The organism is Frigoribacterium sp. CFBP 13605 (genome assembly GCF_014839405.1).
GTDB lineage: Bacteria > Actinomycetota > Actinomycetes > Actinomycetales > Microbacteriaceae > Frigoribacterium.
This window is the reverse complement of the sequence record NZ_JACYNS010000060.1, coordinates 1-15117: the sequence shown is the minus strand read 5'-3', so window position 1 is coordinate 15117 and position 15117 is coordinate 1. Positions and strand designations below refer to the sequence as shown.

Annotated in this window: 17 protein-coding genes; 9 read left to right on the top strand and 8 right to left on the bottom strand. The window is 71.0% G+C overall.

Going from position 1 to position 15117, the window contains the following annotated elements; genetic code table 11:
- Positions 1 to 88 precede the first annotated feature (88 nt).
- The gene (locus IFT36_RS11330) at positions 89 to 1468 is read right to left on the bottom strand and encodes a hypothetical protein (protein WP_200413169.1); all 1380 of its coding nucleotides are present in this window, start codon (positions 1466 to 1468) and stop codon (positions 89 to 91) included.
- A 209-nt stretch (positions 1469 to 1677) separates the two neighbouring features.
- Between IFT36_RS11330 and IFT36_RS11325 the strand changes: the two genes are divergently transcribed.
- A complete protein-coding gene (locus tag IFT36_RS11325; protein ID WP_200413168.1) occupies positions 1678 to 2781 on the top strand; it encodes a hypothetical protein in 1104 nt (367 codons plus the stop codon).
- Between the two features lie 223 nt (positions 2782 to 3004).
- On the opposite strand, the gene IFT36_RS11320 is transcribed toward IFT36_RS11325, so the two are convergent.
- The 4 genes from IFT36_RS11320 to IFT36_RS11305 all read right to left on the bottom strand — a co-directional run bounded on the left by IFT36_RS11320 (position 3005) and on the right by IFT36_RS11305 (position 5076).
- Positions 3005 to 3718, bottom strand: a complete 714-nt coding sequence (locus IFT36_RS11320; protein ID WP_200413167.1) for a GAF and ANTAR domain-containing protein — start codon at positions 3716 to 3718, stop codon at positions 3005 to 3007.
- Positions 3711 to 4427 carry a GAF and ANTAR domain-containing protein gene (locus IFT36_RS11315; RefSeq protein ID WP_249408594.1) on the bottom strand — a complete coding sequence of 239 codons (717 nt, stop codon included), beginning with the start codon at positions 4425 to 4427 and terminating at the stop codon, positions 3711 to 3713. Before IFT36_RS11315 ends, IFT36_RS11320 begins: the two co-directional genes overlap by 8 nt.
- Before the next feature lie 95 nt (positions 4428 to 4522).
- Positions 4523 to 4873 (bottom strand): hypothetical protein, encoded by a 351-nt coding sequence (locus tag IFT36_RS11310; RefSeq protein WP_200413165.1) that lies wholly within the window; start codon positions 4871 to 4873, stop codon positions 4523 to 4525.
- Positions 4870 to 5076 carry a hypothetical protein gene (locus tag IFT36_RS11305; protein WP_148053650.1) on the bottom strand — a complete coding sequence of 69 codons (207 nt, stop codon included), beginning with the start codon at positions 5074 to 5076 and terminating at the stop codon, positions 4870 to 4872. The genes IFT36_RS11310 and IFT36_RS11305 overlap by 4 nt, the downstream gene beginning before the upstream one ends.
- A 251-nt stretch (positions 5077 to 5327) precedes the next feature.
- On the opposite strand from IFT36_RS11305, the gene IFT36_RS11300 reads away from it, so the two are divergent.
- Both IFT36_RS11300 and IFT36_RS11295 read left to right on the top strand, forming a co-directional pair.
- Positions 5328 to 5645, top strand: a complete 318-nt coding sequence (locus IFT36_RS11300; protein WP_200413164.1) for a DUF7882 family protein — start codon at positions 5328 to 5330, stop codon at positions 5643 to 5645.
- The gene (locus tag IFT36_RS11295) at positions 5645 to 5881 is read left to right on the top strand and encodes a hypothetical protein (protein ID WP_123570727.1); all 237 of its coding nucleotides are present in this window, start codon (positions 5645 to 5647) and stop codon (positions 5879 to 5881) included. The genes IFT36_RS11300 and IFT36_RS11295 overlap by 1 nt, the downstream gene beginning before the upstream one ends.
- On the opposite strand, the gene IFT36_RS11290 is transcribed toward IFT36_RS11295, so the two are convergent.
- Positions 5860 to 6123 (bottom strand): hypothetical protein, encoded by a 264-nt coding sequence (locus tag IFT36_RS11290; RefSeq protein WP_200413163.1) that lies wholly within the window; start codon positions 6121 to 6123, stop codon positions 5860 to 5862. The two genes, IFT36_RS11295 and IFT36_RS11290, sit on opposite strands and share 22 nt — an antisense overlap.
- Positions 6124 to 6451: 328 nt before the next feature.
- Positions 6452 to 7390 (bottom strand): LysR family transcriptional regulator, encoded by a 939-nt coding sequence (locus tag IFT36_RS11285; protein WP_056047057.1) that lies wholly within the window; start codon positions 7388 to 7390, stop codon positions 6452 to 6454.
- Positions 7391 to 7488: 98 nt separating this feature from the next.
- Between IFT36_RS11285 and solA the strand changes: the two genes are divergently transcribed.
- The 6 genes from solA to IFT36_RS11255 all read left to right on the top strand — a co-directional run bounded on the left by solA (position 7489) and on the right by IFT36_RS11255 (position 14276).
- On the top strand, positions 7489 to 8781 hold the full coding sequence (solA, locus tag IFT36_RS11280) for an N-methyl-L-tryptophan oxidase (protein WP_123570725.1): 1293 nt from the start codon (positions 7489 to 7491) through the stop codon (positions 8779 to 8781).
- A gap of 82 nt (positions 8782 to 8863) precedes the next feature.
- Positions 8864 to 9694, top strand: a complete 831-nt coding sequence (locus tag IFT36_RS11275; RefSeq protein WP_200413162.1) for an ABC transporter substrate-binding protein — start codon at positions 8864 to 8866, stop codon at positions 9692 to 9694.
- A 70-nt stretch (positions 9695 to 9764) separates the two neighbouring features.
- Positions 9765 to 10574: an amino acid ABC transporter permease gene (locus IFT36_RS11270; protein ID WP_082460470.1), complete on the top strand. Its 810-nt coding sequence runs from the start codon at positions 9765 to 9767 to the stop codon at positions 10572 to 10574.
- Positions 10571 to 11338, top strand: a complete 768-nt coding sequence (locus IFT36_RS11265; protein WP_082460366.1) for an amino acid ABC transporter ATP-binding protein — start codon at positions 10571 to 10573, stop codon at positions 11336 to 11338. The genes IFT36_RS11270 and IFT36_RS11265 overlap by 4 nt, the downstream gene beginning before the upstream one ends.
- Before the next feature lie 188 nt (positions 11339 to 11526).
- Positions 11527 to 13302 (top strand): hypothetical protein, encoded by a 1776-nt coding sequence (locus tag IFT36_RS11260; RefSeq protein WP_056047054.1) that lies wholly within the window; start codon positions 11527 to 11529, stop codon positions 13300 to 13302.
- A 101-nt stretch (positions 13303 to 13403) separates the two neighbouring features.
- On the top strand, positions 13404 to 14276 hold the full coding sequence (locus IFT36_RS11255; protein WP_249408593.1) for a glycoside hydrolase family 16 protein: 873 nt from the start codon (positions 13404 to 13406) through the stop codon (positions 14274 to 14276).
- 75 nt (positions 14277 to 14351) lie between these two features.
- Here the strand turns inward: IFT36_RS11255 and IFT36_RS11250 are convergent.
- A partial coding sequence (locus IFT36_RS11250) for an intradiol ring-cleavage dioxygenase (protein ID WP_200413161.1) occupies positions 14352 to 15117 on the bottom strand: 766 nt, incomplete at its 5' end.

Below are 15117 nucleotides of genomic sequence, written 5' to 3'. Positions count from 1 at the left end.
CTCGCCGCCACGATGTCCACAGCCCGCCACGAGATCTCGTGGCGGGCTGTGGACATCGTGGCGGCCTGAGGGGCCCGCCGGGTTCGACTCAGCGGCGACGCAGGCGCAGGCGCAGGCGGCCGGCGACGAGCGCACCGGCCCCGGCGAGGACGGCGCCGAGGGCCCAGGTCACCGCGGTCGAGGGCTCCGACCCCGTGTAGGCGAGCGACGTCGCGCGGCTCGGCGTCACGGCGGCGACGCGACGAACCGGCAGTGCGGTCGGAGCGATGGTGCCCGGGGTCGTGACGGCGGGCACGACGACGGCCGGGGCGACCGAGAAGACGACGGTCTCCGAGAAGTCGCTCTCCGTCGTGAAGTCGGCGTCGAAGGTGTAGGCGTCCGTCGCGAAGTCGCCGGCGGGCAGGACGAAGCGGGCCGCGAAGCGTCCGTCCGCGTCCACGGGCACCACGGCCGTCGCGGAGCCCGAGACCTCGTAGGGGACGGGGTCGACGTCGACCTGGATCTCGAAGGCGATCTCGTCGCCGGTGGGCTCGGCGTCGGACGTCGGGTCGGGCTCAGTCGTCGGGTCGGGCTCAGTCGTCGGGTCGGGCTCAGTCGTCGGGTCGGCGTCCGGCGACGGCGCATCGGTCGACGGGTCGGGCAGCTCGGTGACCAGATCGTCGGCGTCGTAGACCTCGACGAGGGCGTAGCCGCCGGGGATGCCGTTCTGGCCGTTCACGGTGACGACACCGGCCGTCGCGCCGACCGGTGCGACGAGCGCGGGGGCCGGGACGGAGGCCGTCACCGGCACGTCGGACGAGGTCGAGAGGCCGCTGCCGTCCGTGACCGTGACCGTGACGACGCCCCCGACGGCGAAGGTCGCCGGCAGCTCCACCCAGAACACCGTCGATCCGTCCTCGTCGAAGACGGGGGAGTCGTCGAACGAGACGTAGTCGGCATCGGCGGGCACGCCGTCGCCCGACACCGTGACGTCCACGACGTCACCGGGTGTGAAGCCCTGGGCGACGACCGGGAAGGCCTGGCCCGGGTGCGCGGCGGTGACGGGGATGAGGACGAAGAGGTCGTCGGCCACCACGTCGGCCGCGGTCCCGGCCGGAGCGACCTCCTGGGTCGAGGCCGAGATCTCGACCGGGGCGTCGACCTCCGCTGCGACCGCCTCGGTCGCCTCCTCCGACGATCCGCTGGTGTCGGTGGCATCGCTCGCGGGTGTCGTGGGGGTGACGGCCGGGGCGTCGGGTCCGGCCTGGTCGGGCACCGCCGGTGAGGCCTCGCCAGGGACGGTCACGGCGGTGGCGCTCGTCGGGTCGGCCGACGTCGAGTCGGTCTGCGTCGAGGTGCCGGCCGGGGCGTCGGTCGACACGGGGTCGCCCTCGGCGGCGAAGGCCGTGGCGGGCGTGAGGACGAGGGCGGCGGCCAAGGCGACGGCGGGCAGGGCGGTGGCGGCGCCGAGGCGGCGTGATGTGGACATTGTTCCCCCGGGACGAGTGGTGCCGCGCGTCGGGTGAGCGCGGTCGGTCGACTGTAGACAGCACGGTCGGGCCGGTCGACGGGTGGAGTCGGCTGCGGGCCTCGTCGTGACGAGACCGTGATGCCGTTGTCCCCCGTCCCGCGGCGATCGGGTACGACCGTTGCGCGATCGAGACGGCCCGCGCCTCCTCTGCTCGGTAGCGTCGGGACATGGGGACGACGACGAAACGGGTCGGGGCGGCGTTCGCGTCGACGCTCGCGACGACGATGCTGTTGGCGGCGTGCACGAGTGGCGGTGCGGGCGGTGACGACCCGGAGCCGTCGACGCCGGTGGCCTCCGGGCCGACGGCGACGCCGACACCGGTCGCCGACTCGCCGGTCACCGAACTCGGGGTGGACTGCGCGGGCCTCCTGTCGGCCGAGACCGCCGGTGCCTTCGACGCGTCATGGACTCCGCGGGACTACTACGACCGCGACTCCGTCAGGCCCTCGGACTACGCGATCGCCCAAGAAGGAGGGCTCTCGTGCACGTGGAACGACGGAGGGTCGTCGGACGGCAAGAACAACCCGACCGGGGGTGGCGGCTACAGCGGCCTGCTCGTGCAGGTCCTCCCGCACGCCGGTGACACGTGGCCGCGGTTCGTCGAGATCTACGGCGACGATCCCGACGGCCGGTGCTTCGGCGACGAGACCTTCCGGGGCTGCACCTTCGACCAGCTGGTCGGCGACAGCTGGGTGTCGATCATCGCGACGGAGTTCGCGCCGTCCGTCGAGGCCACGTCCGAGCAGCGCTTCGCACCGGTCGTCGCCGAGGTGACCGAGGTCGTCTCGTCGGCCGACGTGGTGGACGACCCCTGGCCGCTCGGCGGGCCGGCCCGGCCCTGGTCCTGCGTGGCCGACGCCGCGCTCGAGCGCGAGGCCCTCGGCGCGGGTGACGACCTGTTCGTGTTGACCCCGGGCGGTGGCTGGTCGGTCTACGCCGCGGCCCGGAGTCGGGCGGTCGCCACGTCGTGCTCGATCCTCGACGACACGACGCCCTACAGCAGCGAGAGCGTCCTGGCCGGAGGCGCCTGGGCCCTCGATCAGCGCATCGAGTTCGGTCTGCTCGACCCCGACACGGCCGTGACCGTGCCCGGGCTCGCGGACGGTGACCGGGCGTACCGGTCCTGCTCGGCGACGGAGTGCGTCACCGACCTCGTGCTGGGCGACGACTGGGCCCGGCTCACGGTCGAGCGCGCCACGGTGCCCGACACGGAGGCCGCCAGCGAGCGGCTCGTCGAGGGCTACGTCGCGCGGGCGGCGGCCTCGGTCTGATGGTGAGTGCCCTCCGTCGAAACGGGTGATCGTTGGAGGGCACTCACGGGCCGATGGTCTTCGGGAACCGATCGGCCACCCCTCGCGAGCCGGGTTCAGGCCGGCCCGCGACGGGCTCGGTGAACAGACTCGCAGTCACGTCGCCCCCTGAGAAGGGGCTGGACAAAGTTGGTCGTCATCGCTTAAGCAGGTCCGGCGGCCATGGCGCGGTTCGCGTTGGAGGTCAGAGTTCGAGGCGGCGCTCGACGACGTCCCGGGCGACGTCGGCCAGGCGGGCGTTGTGGTCACGAGCATGGCGCCGGAGGACGTCGAAGGCGGCGTCGGTGCTGACGCGGTGGGTCTCGGACACGACGCCCTTGGCTTGTTCGATGACGACGCGCGTCCCGAGGGCGGTCTGCAACTGTTGCTGCACGACGTCGCCCTCGCGCACCGTGCGCTCGTGCAGGATGCCGATCGTGGCGACGTCCGCCAGCGCCTGGGCGGCGCGGATGTCACGGGGGTTCAGGTCGCCGGTCTCTCGACGCAGGAGGTTGAGCGTGCCGATCGTCTCGGCCCTGAGTCGGAGGGGGATCGCGAACACCGAGGCGAAGCCGTGCTCGGACGCGGCCCGGGCGAACGGCAGCCACCGGTCGGGCACGGTGCCGAGGTCGGGCACGCTGACGGAGGCGCCGGTGACGTAGCAGTCGAGGCAGGGGCCCTCTTCGGAGTCCAGTTGCATGACCTCGATCAGGTACGACGCCTCGCTGGTCGAGGCCACGACGTCGAGCGCCCCGTCGGCCTCGGCCAGCAGGATGCCCGCGGCGCTCACGTCGAACAGGTCGACCGTGGTGTCGACAAGGGTCTGCAGCAGTTCGACGACGTCGTAGTCGGCGACGAGGGTGTCGGCCAGGGTGGTGAAGACGTCGACGAGATGGGTCTCCCGGTCGGTGTTACTCATTGCGGTGTTCCTCGATTCCGTGTTCTGAGGCCGAGAACGTCAACCGCCCACGGAGGATGTCGGTGGCCACGTCGATCACGCGGGCCCCGGTCGAGAACGCGTAGCCCTGCAAGAGGAGGTGCGCATCGTCGGCCGACACCCGGGCCTGGACGAGGATGCGTCCGGTGGCCTGGTGCACGATGCGGCGCGAGTGCGCCCCGACGGGCTCGACTTCGAGGTTGTTGTCGCGTCGCTCCCGTTCGAGCGTGTGGCGCAGGACGGCGCGACTGACGGCTCGGGCCAGGATCTGGGCCCGCACCACGGCCTCGCCCGGCATCTCGTCCGGCCGGTCGCTGTACAGGTCGATGGCACCCAGCTGCAGGGGGCCCACCCGGACGGGGAACACGAACACGGCCTGGACGTCGAGGTCGACGATCGCGGGGCCGAACGTGGGCCACACGGCACTGGACGACGCACGCGCGTCGGACACCAGCACCGGGCTGCCGGTGCGCATGGCGTCCCAGCACGGGCCCTCGCCGAGGTCGAACTGCAGCTCGTCGAGCCGCAGGGCCGTGTCGTCCGTCGCCGTCAGGGTCTCGCTGCCGAGGACGGGGCCCACGGTCGCGATCGAGAACCCGGAGACGGGGAAGAGGTCGAGGAAGGGCCGTGACAACGAATCACCGATCGGCGCACGACTCAGTGCCTCGACCGCGTCGTCGAATGTCGTCATGGTCACCGCCCGGTTCTCTGGATGAGTCTCGTCGAGCTCAGGGAATCTCGGGTTGTCGCGGGCGACCAGGGCGGAGGCGCGTCGACCCGTCTCGATCAACTCTGGGTGAGGTCGGGTTGGCAGTACGCGCTGTCGACGTGCGCCTCCGGGTCGAGAGGGTTGGCCGACGGTGCGTGCCGCAACGCATCGAGGCGCCGCTTCATGTAGGCGAGCGCATCGGCGTTGTCGGGCTCGGGCAACTCGGTGTGAGCACTCTCGGCCATCAGCGGTGCACCCCCGCCGAGCAACAGGATGGCTCGCACCTCGTCACCGTCCGAGCTGATCGCCGCGAGTTCGACGTCGTCCGCGTCGTGGTGGTGGGCCAACGCGGCGGCGTACTCGAGGACCGTGACGGCGGTCTCGTCGCCGAGCAAGAACGACTTGTCGGCGAAGGTCATGTGCTTCACCGGGTGCTCCCTCGCGAGGACCTGCCGTCGTGGGCGGGACGGGGCAGGAAGAAGTCCTCGTAGGCGGGCAGTCGGTACGCACTGCTGCTCCGGTCGATGCCGGTCAGGCCGATGCTCACGCGGTGTGCTCGAGAGATGCCGGGTTTGGGGTACGTGTGGATCACCGCGGGTCGAGCGAACGGATTGGTTTCGTAGGTGCTCATGACCGACCTTCCTCCCGGGGTGACCGACCTCCGCTGGCCCGGGGATCGGTCTCCAATCTATGAAGACCCCCCCGTTCTGGTGAAGAGGGTTGACCTGTCGTCAGTTCCGTGAGGTTGGGGATTATCGGGGTAGAAGGTTCGGTGTCGGGGGACAGATGTCGTGTAGCGTCTGGTCGCATCGGTCGTCCAACGACCAGTGCGTCGAGCGGCCGTCTGGGCCCTGGTCGCTCCGATCTCGCAGAAGGCCAGACATGGGAAAACTCGCTTACGACCGCTCTTTGACCATCGATTTCGACGACCGCACCCTCGCCCATCTCCAGATCGTCATCGGCATGAAGATGCGTCGCGGTGAGTCGTTCTACTTCTCGTGGAAGGACGACCATCAGGTCGGGGACGGCCGCACGAGCATCTGGCTGCACCCGACCATCCCGCTGGTGTACAAGTACTACGGCTCGCGCAGCCCGGCGATCAACCCTGCATGGATCCACGCTCTCGAGGTCAGTGCCAACACCAACTCGGGTCTCCACATCGTGCCCGAGCCCTCCGTACCCATCAACAAGGCCATCTGATGAACCGCATCGACATCGTCTACGACGGTCATGCCTACACCTTGTCGAACACGTCGCTCGAGGACCTCAAGGCCCGCGTCCTGGCCACCGCGACCGGCGGCGAGCCGTTCTGGCTGACCGTCAACGAGGGGGCCGGCACGCTGAAGGCCGTCGAGGTGCTGATCACCGCGTCGTCGCAGCTCAGCCTGGCCGAGATCCGGCGAGAGCCGGACGACTACGCCGACTCGGCGGCGTAGTAGTCGAAGTCGGGGAGCTCCGCGACGGAGGCTGCCGACGGATCGTCGACACGGTCGTCCGTCTCGAACCAGATCTCGGTCCGGGTGGTGACCAGGACGGACACGTGACTGCCCGACGCGGTCTCGACGTCGACGAATGCTGGCGCTCCGCCGGATGCGGCGACGATCCGACCCTTCAGGGCGTCGACGTCGCTCTCGGGCGACAGGCGGATGGCTTGTTGACGTGTGTACAGCGTCGTCACGGGTATGGGATGGACCTCTGATCTCTTGGTAGGGGGTGTCCGCCCGGTCTCGTCGTGTCCGAGGTCTGGAGACACGATGGTCGGCCGGGGCGCGCACTGGTCGTCACACTAGGCCGCAGGCCTGTGAGGGGCCGCGACCCCTAGGGCGGGTCGCGGCCCCGCGACGCGACGATCGTCGCATCGGTCTCCGCCGACACGGCCGTGTGACGAGACCGTGCCGCCCCTGAAGCACTGGCAGGAGATGCTCCATCCTCTCCGGCCCGGAGAGGATGCGCACCGGGCTTGACACGGGACGCGACGTGCCCCAAGTCGTGCTCGCGTCGTCGGTTCAACCGCCGATCAACTCGAGGGTGATGCGCCCGGCCCGCAGGTCGCGGTCGCGCATGACGGTGAGTTCGGTCCGGATCTGCGCCGTGAAGGCCGTCGTCATGGGGTTCGGCCGGCCGGAGAGCCAGAGCATCGAGAGGGCCGTCCGCGCCCAGTCCTCGGCGATCGTGACGAAGCGGACGCCGGGGATCGGGATGTACGACGAGAGGTAGGGCATGAGCGAGACGCCGAGGCCGCAGGCGACCGTGCTCAGCATCGAGAGGTCGTTGACCGCGTGGATGGGGATGCGGGGGTTGAACCCGGCGCGGACGCACGACATGACGATGCGGTCGTAGGCCTGGGGTGCGTCCTCGCGGTTGAACATGATGAAGTCGTCCTCGGCCAGTTCGCCGAGCGGCACCGAGGTCTCGCCTGCCAGGCGGTGGGTGTCGGGCAGGGCCACGACCAGCGGCTCGAGAGCCAGCTGCTCGACCTCGAACCGGTCGTCGATCGACCGGACGCGCGTGAACCCCAGGTCGACCGACCCCCGCACGAGGTCGGACAGGATCGCCTGCTCCTCGCTCTCCTCGACGAGCACCCGGGCACCCGGGTGCGACGCGGAGAACGCCCGCACCACGGTCGGCAGCAGGCCGGCGAGCACCGAGCTGATGCTGCCCACCCGCAGCGGTTGGACGTCGGCCACGACCGAGTCGAGCAGCGACTCGGTCTGCTCGATCTGGTGCAGGATGCGCTTGCCTTCGCGCTTCAGCAGTTCACCCGCGGGGGTCAGTCGGGGGGCCGTCCGCGCCTGTCGCTCGAACAACCGCGTGCCGAGCTTCGCCTCGAGTCGTGAGATGGCCTGGCTGAGCGGCGGCTGGCTCATCTGCAACCGCGCGGCGGCCTTCGTGAAGGACAGGTCGTCAGCGACCGCCATGAAGTAGGTGAGCTCTCGGATCTCCATGACGGGCCTCTCGTCGGTCGCGCCTCATATGCAGCGCGTATCAGATCATCCCTTTTTGGTATTTGAGGGCGCAAGTGCCGACGCAATAGACAGGGGCCATGAACGACGCCACCACCGCCTCCTCGGTACCAGGACCCACCGACCCGTCCCTCGACGCCGACGTCATCGTCGTCGGGCTCGGCGCCTGGGGGGCACAGGCGCTCTGGCGCCTCGCCGAGCGGGGACGGCGCGTGATCGGCGTCGAGCGCTTCGGCATCGGCCACCCGATGGGCTCGACCCACGGCGCGACCCGGCTGTTCCGCATCGCCTGCATGGAGCACCCGGGGCTCGCCCCGATCGCGACCCGCGCCCGCGACCTCTGGTACGACCTCGGCGAGCGCACCGGTCAGACCCTCCTGCGTCAGACCGGCGGCGTCATGGTCGGCCCCCGCGACGGCCACGTCGTCGCCGGCACCCTGCGTGCCGTCCACGAGGCCGGGCTCGAGTCGACGGTCTTCGAGCACGACGAACTCGTCGCGCGGTTCCCGCAGTACGCCGGCTTCGGCCCCGACGACATCGGCGTGTGGGACCCCGCCGCCGGCATCAGCTACCCCGAGAAGGGCGTGCGGGCCGCCGTCGAGGTGGCCCGGTCGCTCGGCGCGACCGTGCTGACCGACACCCGGGTGACGGCGATCGACCCCGTCGACGGGGGAGTCGAGGTCACGGCCGGGGGACGCGTGCTGCGGGCCGCTCGCGTGGTCGTGACGCTCGGTGCCTGGACCCCGCAGTTCGTCGACCATCCCCTCGTCGCCCGCCGCACCCCGCTCTTCTGGTTCGAGGGCACGACCCCCGAGGCGACGGCACCGGGCGGCGACTTCGACCTCGCGGCCTTCCCGGTGTTCATCCGCCAGCTGCCCGACGGCACCACCCTCTGGGGCCACGGCGCCGACCGGGGCGACGGTGACGGCTACGCCGTCAAGATCGGCCTCGAGGACTCGGGCGGTGCCTTCGAGGACGCCGAGGCCGACACCGTGGACCGGTACATCCACCCCGCGGCGGACTACGGCATGCTCTCGGCAGCCGTGGCCCGGGCCTTCCCGGGGCTCGACCCGACCCCCGCCAAGGCGATCGCCTGCATGGTGACGAACTCGCCCGACCGGCAGTTCGTCATCGGCCACCCCGGCGGCGACCCCCGCGTCGTGGTCGCCGGCGGCGACAGCGGCCACGGCTTCAAGCACGCCCCCGCGATCGGGGAGCTGCTCGCGCAGCTGGCCGTCGACGAGGAACCGTTCACCGACATCGACTTCATGAGCCCCGACCGCGGCTACGACGGCACGTCCTGGCTCGACGAGGACGACCACACGGCCGCGGCCGCCACCGACACGGTCGACCGCCTGGCCGTGCCGTCCTGATCCACCCGACCCGCGCCTCCCGAACCCACCCCGCACTCCCCTCGCACCGCACCGCCTCGCACCGCCCTGACAGGAGAGAACCATGACCAGACGAACGACCACCCGCCTCGCTGCCGCCCTCGCCGCGGTCGCCGCCCTCGGCCTCGCCCTGACCGCCTGCTCGTCGGGCGGCGCCGAAGCCGGCGCCTCGAACGAGCTGGGCACCGTCTCGGCCGGCACGTTGCGGATCGGCACGACCGGCGACACCAAGCCGTACGCGTACACCGAGGACGGCGAGCTGCAGGGCTTCGACGTCGAGATGGCGAAGGAGGTCGCGAAGCGCCTCGGGCTCGAGACCGAGTTCGTCACGCAGGAGTTCTCGGCCCTGCTGCCCGCCGTCGCCAACGGGCAGCTCGACATGGCGGCCGCGTCCATCAGCGACACCGAAGAACGCGAGAAGACCGTCGACTTCAGCGACCACTACTTCATCGGGTACATCTCGGTGCTGGCCGCCGACGGCTCGGGCATCACCGACGACGAGTCCTCGCTCGACGGCAAGCGCCTCGGCATCGTCCAGGGCACGATCCAGGACAGCTACGCGCAGGAGAACTTCACCGGTGCCGAGCTCGTGCGCTTCCCCGACAACAACAGCGCCGTCGCCGCGCTGGGCTCGGGCACGATCGACGCGCACTTCCTCGACTTCCCCGTGGCCGAGGAGTACGCGGCGGCGTCGAACGGCTCGCAGACCATCGCGATCAACGTCGCCGTGCCCGAGTTCCCGGTGGGCTTCCCGATCGCGAAGGGCAACGACGCGCTGAAAACGGCCGTGGACGGGGCCGTCGCCGACATCGTCGCCGACGGCACGTGGCTCGAGATCGACCAGAAGTTCTTCCCGGACCAGCCCGTGCCCGACGAGTTCCAGCCGAGCGAGTGAGCTGGGGACGACCGTGAACTTCTCCGACGCGCTGGCCAACATCGGCCGCAGCTTCTTCGACGGCGAGGCGATGCTCCGCACGCTGCCCGACATGCTCGCCTACGGGGTGTGGAACACGCTGCTGCTGGCCCTCTGCGCCACGGCGATCGGCATCGTCGTCGGGCTGCTGCTCGCGGTGATGGGCACGAGCCGCCACCGCCTGCCCCGCGTGCTCAGCCGCATCTACACCGACGTGTTCCGCGGGCTCCCCGCCATCCTCACGATCCTGCTGATCGGCACGGGCCTGTCACCGCTGTTCAACCTGTTCACGCGGGGGAACCCGTACCCGCTGGGCATCCTCGCCCTCAGCCTGATCGCCAGCGCGTACATCGGCGAGATCTTCCGGGCCGGCATCCTCGCGGTCGACCGCGGCCAGCTCGAGGCGTCCCGGGCGCTCGGCATGAGCCACGGCGACTCGATGCGGCTCGTCGTGATCCCGCAGGGCATCCGCCAGGTGCTCCCGTCGCTGGTGAACCAGTTCATCGCGATCGTCAAGGACTCGTCGCTCGTGTACTTCCTCGGCCTGATCACGTCGCAGCGCGAGCTGTTCCGCATCGGGCAGGACGCGGCCATCACCAACGGCAACCTCTCGCCGCTCGTGCTGGCGGGCGTGTTCTACCTGATCATCACGGTGCCGTTGACGCACCTGGTCAACGTCATCGACCGCCGGCTGCGCGAGGGCCGCTCGTTCGGGAGGCGCCCGTCGGGCACGGTGCCACCGGCCTCCCCGCCGACCTCGGCGGGAGCGGTCGCCACGGCCGCCCCCGCCACCTCGGCCGCCACCGCCTCGGCCGCCACCACCGAACCCCTCGCCCCCGCCACGTCAGGAGCCCCTCGTTGACCATCCTCACCGCGCCTCCTGCCGTGCCCGCGGTCCCGACCGCCGGCGACCTCGAGATCCGGGGCCTGACCAAGGACTTCGGCGCCACCCGGGTGCTGCACGGCATCGACCTCGTGGTGCCCGCCGGTTCGACGACCTGCATCATCGGCCCCTCGGGGTCGGGCAAGTCGACGGTGTTGCGCTGCATCAACCGCCTCGAGGAGCCCTCGGGCGGCGAGGTGCTGCTCGACGGGACGGACGTGCTGCACGGCTCCGAGGACGCGCTGCGTCGTCGGGTCGGCATGGTGTTCCAGCACTTCAACCTGTTCCCGCACCGGACGGTGCTCGACAACATCGTGCTGCCGCTCCGCCGGGTCCGTCGGGTGTCGGCGGCCGAGGCCCGACGGGTCGCGCTCGAGCGCCTCACCGAGGTCGGGCTCGCCGAGAAGGCCGACGTACGGCCCGCGTCCCTCTCAGGAGGCCAGAAGCAGCGCGTCGCCATCGCCCGGGCCCTGGCGCTCGGCCCCGAGGTCATGCTCTTCGACGAGGCCACCTCGGCCCTCGACCCCGAGCTGGTCAAGGGCGTGCTCGCCCTGATGAAGGGCCTGGCCGGCGCGGGCATGACCATGGTCGTCGTCACCCACGAGATGGGCTTCGCCCGCGAGGCCGCCGACCAGGTCGTCTTCATGGACCGTGGCGTCGTCGTCGAGGCCGGGCCGCCGGCCCAGCTCTTCGACCACCCGCGCACCGACCGGCTGAAGACCTTCCTCGACCAGGTGCTCTGACCCGCAGGACCCGAGGAGGCGCGGTGCCGGCGTGACCGGCACCGCGCCTCCTGCAGTCTCCGCACTTTTCCCGCACCCCCCCGTTCGCGTACTGGACAGGGGGGTCTTGTTTCGTCGTGGAGGCGGGCGTAGCGTCCGGATCGGGTGGCAAAGACGCCACCGGAGACGAGAAGATCATGCACAGACGGATGAGGACTCTGATCGCGGCGGGGGTCGCCGCGAGCGTCGTGGGGGCGGTGGTGCCCGCGCTCGCCGCGCAGTCGGCACCGACCGTGACCACCAGCGACCGGCCGGAATTCGGCCCGAACGTGACCGTGTACGACCCGAGCGTGCCGGCCTCGACGATCCAGGCCGACATCGACGCGGCCTTCGACGCGCAGCTGCGCAACCCGACGGCGCAGTTCGGCGGCCAGCGCCACGCCTTCCTGTTCGAGCCCGGCACCTACGGCCGGGTCTTCGCGAACCTGGGCTTCTACACGGCGCTGCAGGGGCTCGGCAAGGACCCCGACGACGTCACGATCCGGGGTGCGGTCAACGTCGACTCCGGGTGGAACGCCGGCGACGAGAAGAACGCCACCCAGAACTTCTGGCGGTCGGTCGAGAACCTCGCCGTCGAGCCGGAGTCGGGCGTCGACCGCTGGGCCGTGTCGCAGGCGGCACCCATGCGTCGCGTCCACATCAGGGGCGACCTGACGATGGGGCCGTCGAACCAGGACGGCGGACAGGGCTACTCGTCGGGCGGCTACATCGCCGACAGCAAGGTCGACGGCACCGTCAGCTCGGGGTCGCAGCAGCAGTGGTACACGCGCGACTCGACCCTCGGTTCGTGGCAGGGCGGCAACTGGAACATGACCTTCTCGGGCGTGCAGGGCGCGCCCGCGAACGACTTCTCGAAGAGCTACACGACCCTCGCCACGACCCCGGTCACGCGCGAGAAGCCGTACCTCTACCTCGACGACGCGGGGGACTACCACGTGTTCGTCCCCGCGCTGCGGCGGGACTCGGCCGGGGTCACCTGGCCGGGCACCCCCGGCACCGACCTGCCGATGCGCGACTTCTTCGTCGCGCACCCGGGCGACTCGGCCGCGACGATCAACGGGGCCCTGGCGCAGGGCCTGAACCTGTTCTTCACGCCGGGCACCTACCCGCTCGACCAGGCGATCGAGGTCACGCGGGCCGACACCGTCGTCACGGGCATCGGCTTCCCGACGCTCGTCCCGACCAGCGGCGACGCAGTGCTGACCACGGCCGACGTCGCCGGGGTGAACGTCTCGGGGCTCGTCGTCGACGCCGGCACGCAGAACAGCGACCAGCTGATGCGACTCGGCACGACGGGCTCGCACGTCGACCACGCGGCGAACCCGCAGAGCGTGCAGGACGTGTACTTCCGCGTCGGCTCGAGCATCCAGGGCAACGCGACCACCACGTTGCAGGTGAACTCGGACGACACGATCATCGACCACATCTGGGCCTGGCGTGCCGACCACGGCGGCGCCCCCACGGGCTGGACGGTCAACCGCGGCGCGACCGGCGTCGAGGTGAACGGCGACGACGTCCTGGCCACCGGCCTGTTCGTCGAGCACTACCAGCAGTACCAGGTGGTGTGGAACGGCGAGCGCGGCCGCACGGTGTTCTTCCAGAACGAGCTGCCGTACGACGTGCCCGACAACGCCTCGTGGCAGAGCCCGACCGGCGAGGGCTGGGCGGCGTACAAGGTCGCGGACGGTGTGACGAGCCACGAGATCTGGGGTGGCGGCGTGTACTCGTTCTTCAACGCCAACCCGCAGGTGCGCCTGGCGCAGGCCTTCGAGGTGCCCCGGGCGCCGGGCGTGAAGGCCCACGGCGTCTTCACGGTCTCGCTCGGTGACGTCGGCACGATCTCGAGCGTCATCAACGGCGTCGGCGACTCGGTGCCGACGCCTGCGGGCAACACCGTCCCGAGCCGGGTGGTGACGTACCCGTGACCGGACGCCCTGGCGACACGAACCGACGCACGGACACGAACCGACGCACGGACACGAACCGACGCACGGACACGAACCGACGCACGACGACGAGCGGAGACATGATGAGGGCCGACCAGCACCTGACGACACGCACCCTGACCCGTCGCACCCTGACGCGTCGCACCCTGACCGGCGTCGGTCTGGCCGCCGCCGCGGCGCTCGCCGCGACCACGGTCGCCGCCACGCCCGCCCCGGCCTCGGCCGAGACCTCCGCCCAGCAGGCGATCGTCTGGTCCCAGGAGTTCGACGGCGGCGCGGGCAGCGCCCCCGACCCCTCGGTCTGGAACCTCGAGACCGGCGGGGGCGGCTGGGGCAACGGCGAGTTGCAGAACTACACGAACTCGCGGTCGAACTCGGCCCTGGACGGCAACGGCAACCTCGTGATCACCGCGAAGCGCGAGGGCGACGGGTCGTACACCTCGGCCCGGCTGACCACGCAGGACAAGTACACGGCGCAGTACGGCCGGGTCGAGGCGCGCATCCAGATCCCGCGCGGCCAGGGCATCTGGCCGGCCTTCTGGATGCTCGGGGCCGACCTGCCCACGAACGCCTGGCCGAGCGCGGGCGAGATCGACATCATGGAGAACGTCGGCTTCGAGCCGCACCGCGTGCACGGCACCGTGCACGGCCCCGGCTACTCGGGCGGTGAGGGCCTGACCAGCACGTGGCAGCACCCGCAGGGCTGGTCGATCGCCGACGACTTCCACACCTTCGCGGTCGACTGGGCACCCGGCTCGATCACCTGGTCGGTCGACGGGCAGGTCTACCACCAGGTCACGCCGGCCAGCACGGGCGGCGACCCGTGGGTCTTCGACAAGCCCTTCTTCATTATCCTCAACGTCGCGGTCGGAGGTGCCTGGCCCGGCTATCCCGACGGCAGCACACCGCTGCCGCAGCAGATGAAGGTCGACTACGTGCGCGTCTACCAGTAGGCGACGACCCGAGGAGGCGCGGTGCGAGGAGGTCTCGCACCGCACCTCCTTGCGTCGCCGTAGGGTCTCGGCGGCTCAGCGTGAGCCGGGGGCGCCGCCGCCACCGGGTGCGGCGCCGGCGGTGGGCGTCGTCCGCGTGTCGACGCGGACGGTCAGCGCCAGTGCGTAGCCCGACGTCGCGTCGCCCGTCACCGACGGCAGCTGGAGTGCCCCGCTGTCGTCGCTGAAGACGTTGTCGTCGGCGAGGCTGACCCGCCCGAGGTTGGCCGTCGAACCGTCGTAGTCCGAGAGGGCGTAGACGGTCCGGCACGCGTCCGCGGGCAGGGCGAGCTGGGACGTCGCGATCGCGTTCGTCGAATCGGTGATCGACCCCACGTCGGGGTAGACCTCGAAGTGGACGTGCGGCCATCGCCCCGAGTAGCAGGCCGGGAAGACCGACGAGAAGGTCACGGTGCCGGAGGCGTCGGCGACCTGCACGCCGCGCAGGTAGGTCTCGCCCGTGATGCCGTCCGAGTACATCGAGTACCCGCCGGCCGCGTCGCAGTGCCAGACGTAGACGGCGACGTCGGCGAACGGCACGTCGCCGTTCGCCATGTCGAGCACCGTCATGCTCAGCGTGATCGGCACCCCCGCCGCGGTGGTGCCACCGTCGAGGCTCGACCGGATGTCGCTGCGCACGATGCCCGACCGCTCGAGCACGTCGGCTCCGTTCGAGCCGTCGCCAGGGTAGGGCCCGGCGGTCTCGTCGGGGATCTCGCCCGCCGGCAGCGTGGTGGCCGCGCCCGCGGAGGCGCTCGGGCTCGGCGACGCCGTGGCGGTCGAGGAGGCGCCGGTCCCGCCC

Bases quoted from the DNA above. Each gene is read 5' to 3' on its own strand.
- IFT36_RS11330 (WP_200413169.1), bottom strand. From the start codon at position 1,468: ATGTCCACATCACGCCGCCTCGGCGCCGCCACCGCCCTGCCCGCCGTC.
- IFT36_RS11325 (WP_200413168.1), top strand. From the start codon at position 1,678: ATGGGGACGACGACGAAACGGGTCGGGGCGGCGTTCGCGTCGACGCTC.
- IFT36_RS11320 (WP_200413167.1), bottom strand. From the start codon at position 3,718: ATGAGTAACACCGACCGGGAGACCCATCTCGTCGACGTCTTCACCACC.
- IFT36_RS11315 (WP_249408594.1), bottom strand. From the start codon at position 4,427: ATGACGACATTCGACGACGCGGTCGAGGCACTGAGTCGTGCGCCGATC.
- IFT36_RS11305 (WP_148053650.1), bottom strand. From the start codon at position 5,076: ATGAGCACCTACGAAACCAATCCGTTCGCTCGACCCGCGGTGATCCAC.
- IFT36_RS11300 (WP_200413164.1), top strand. From the start codon at position 5,328: ATGGGAAAACTCGCTTACGACCGCTCTTTGACCATCGATTTCGACGAC.
- IFT36_RS11295 (WP_123570727.1), top strand. From the start codon at position 5,645: ATGAACCGCATCGACATCGTCTACGACGGTCATGCCTACACCTTGTCG.
- IFT36_RS11285 (WP_056047057.1), bottom strand. From the start codon at position 7,390: ATGGAGATCCGAGAGCTCACCTACTTCATGGCGGTCGCTGACGACCTG.
- solA (WP_123570725.1), top strand. From the start codon at position 7,489: ATGAACGACGCCACCACCGCCTCCTCGGTACCAGGACCCACCGACCCG.
- IFT36_RS11275 (WP_200413162.1), top strand. From the start codon at position 8,864: ATGACCAGACGAACGACCACCCGCCTCGCTGCCGCCCTCGCCGCGGTC.
- IFT36_RS11270 (WP_082460470.1), top strand. From the start codon at position 9,765: ATGCTCCGCACGCTGCCCGACATGCTCGCCTACGGGGTGTGGAACACG.
- IFT36_RS11260 (WP_056047054.1), top strand. From the start codon at position 11,527: ATGAGGACTCTGATCGCGGCGGGGGTCGCCGCGAGCGTCGTGGGGGCG.
- IFT36_RS11255 (WP_249408593.1), top strand. From the start codon at position 13,404: ATGATGAGGGCCGACCAGCACCTGACGACACGCACCCTGACCCGTCGC.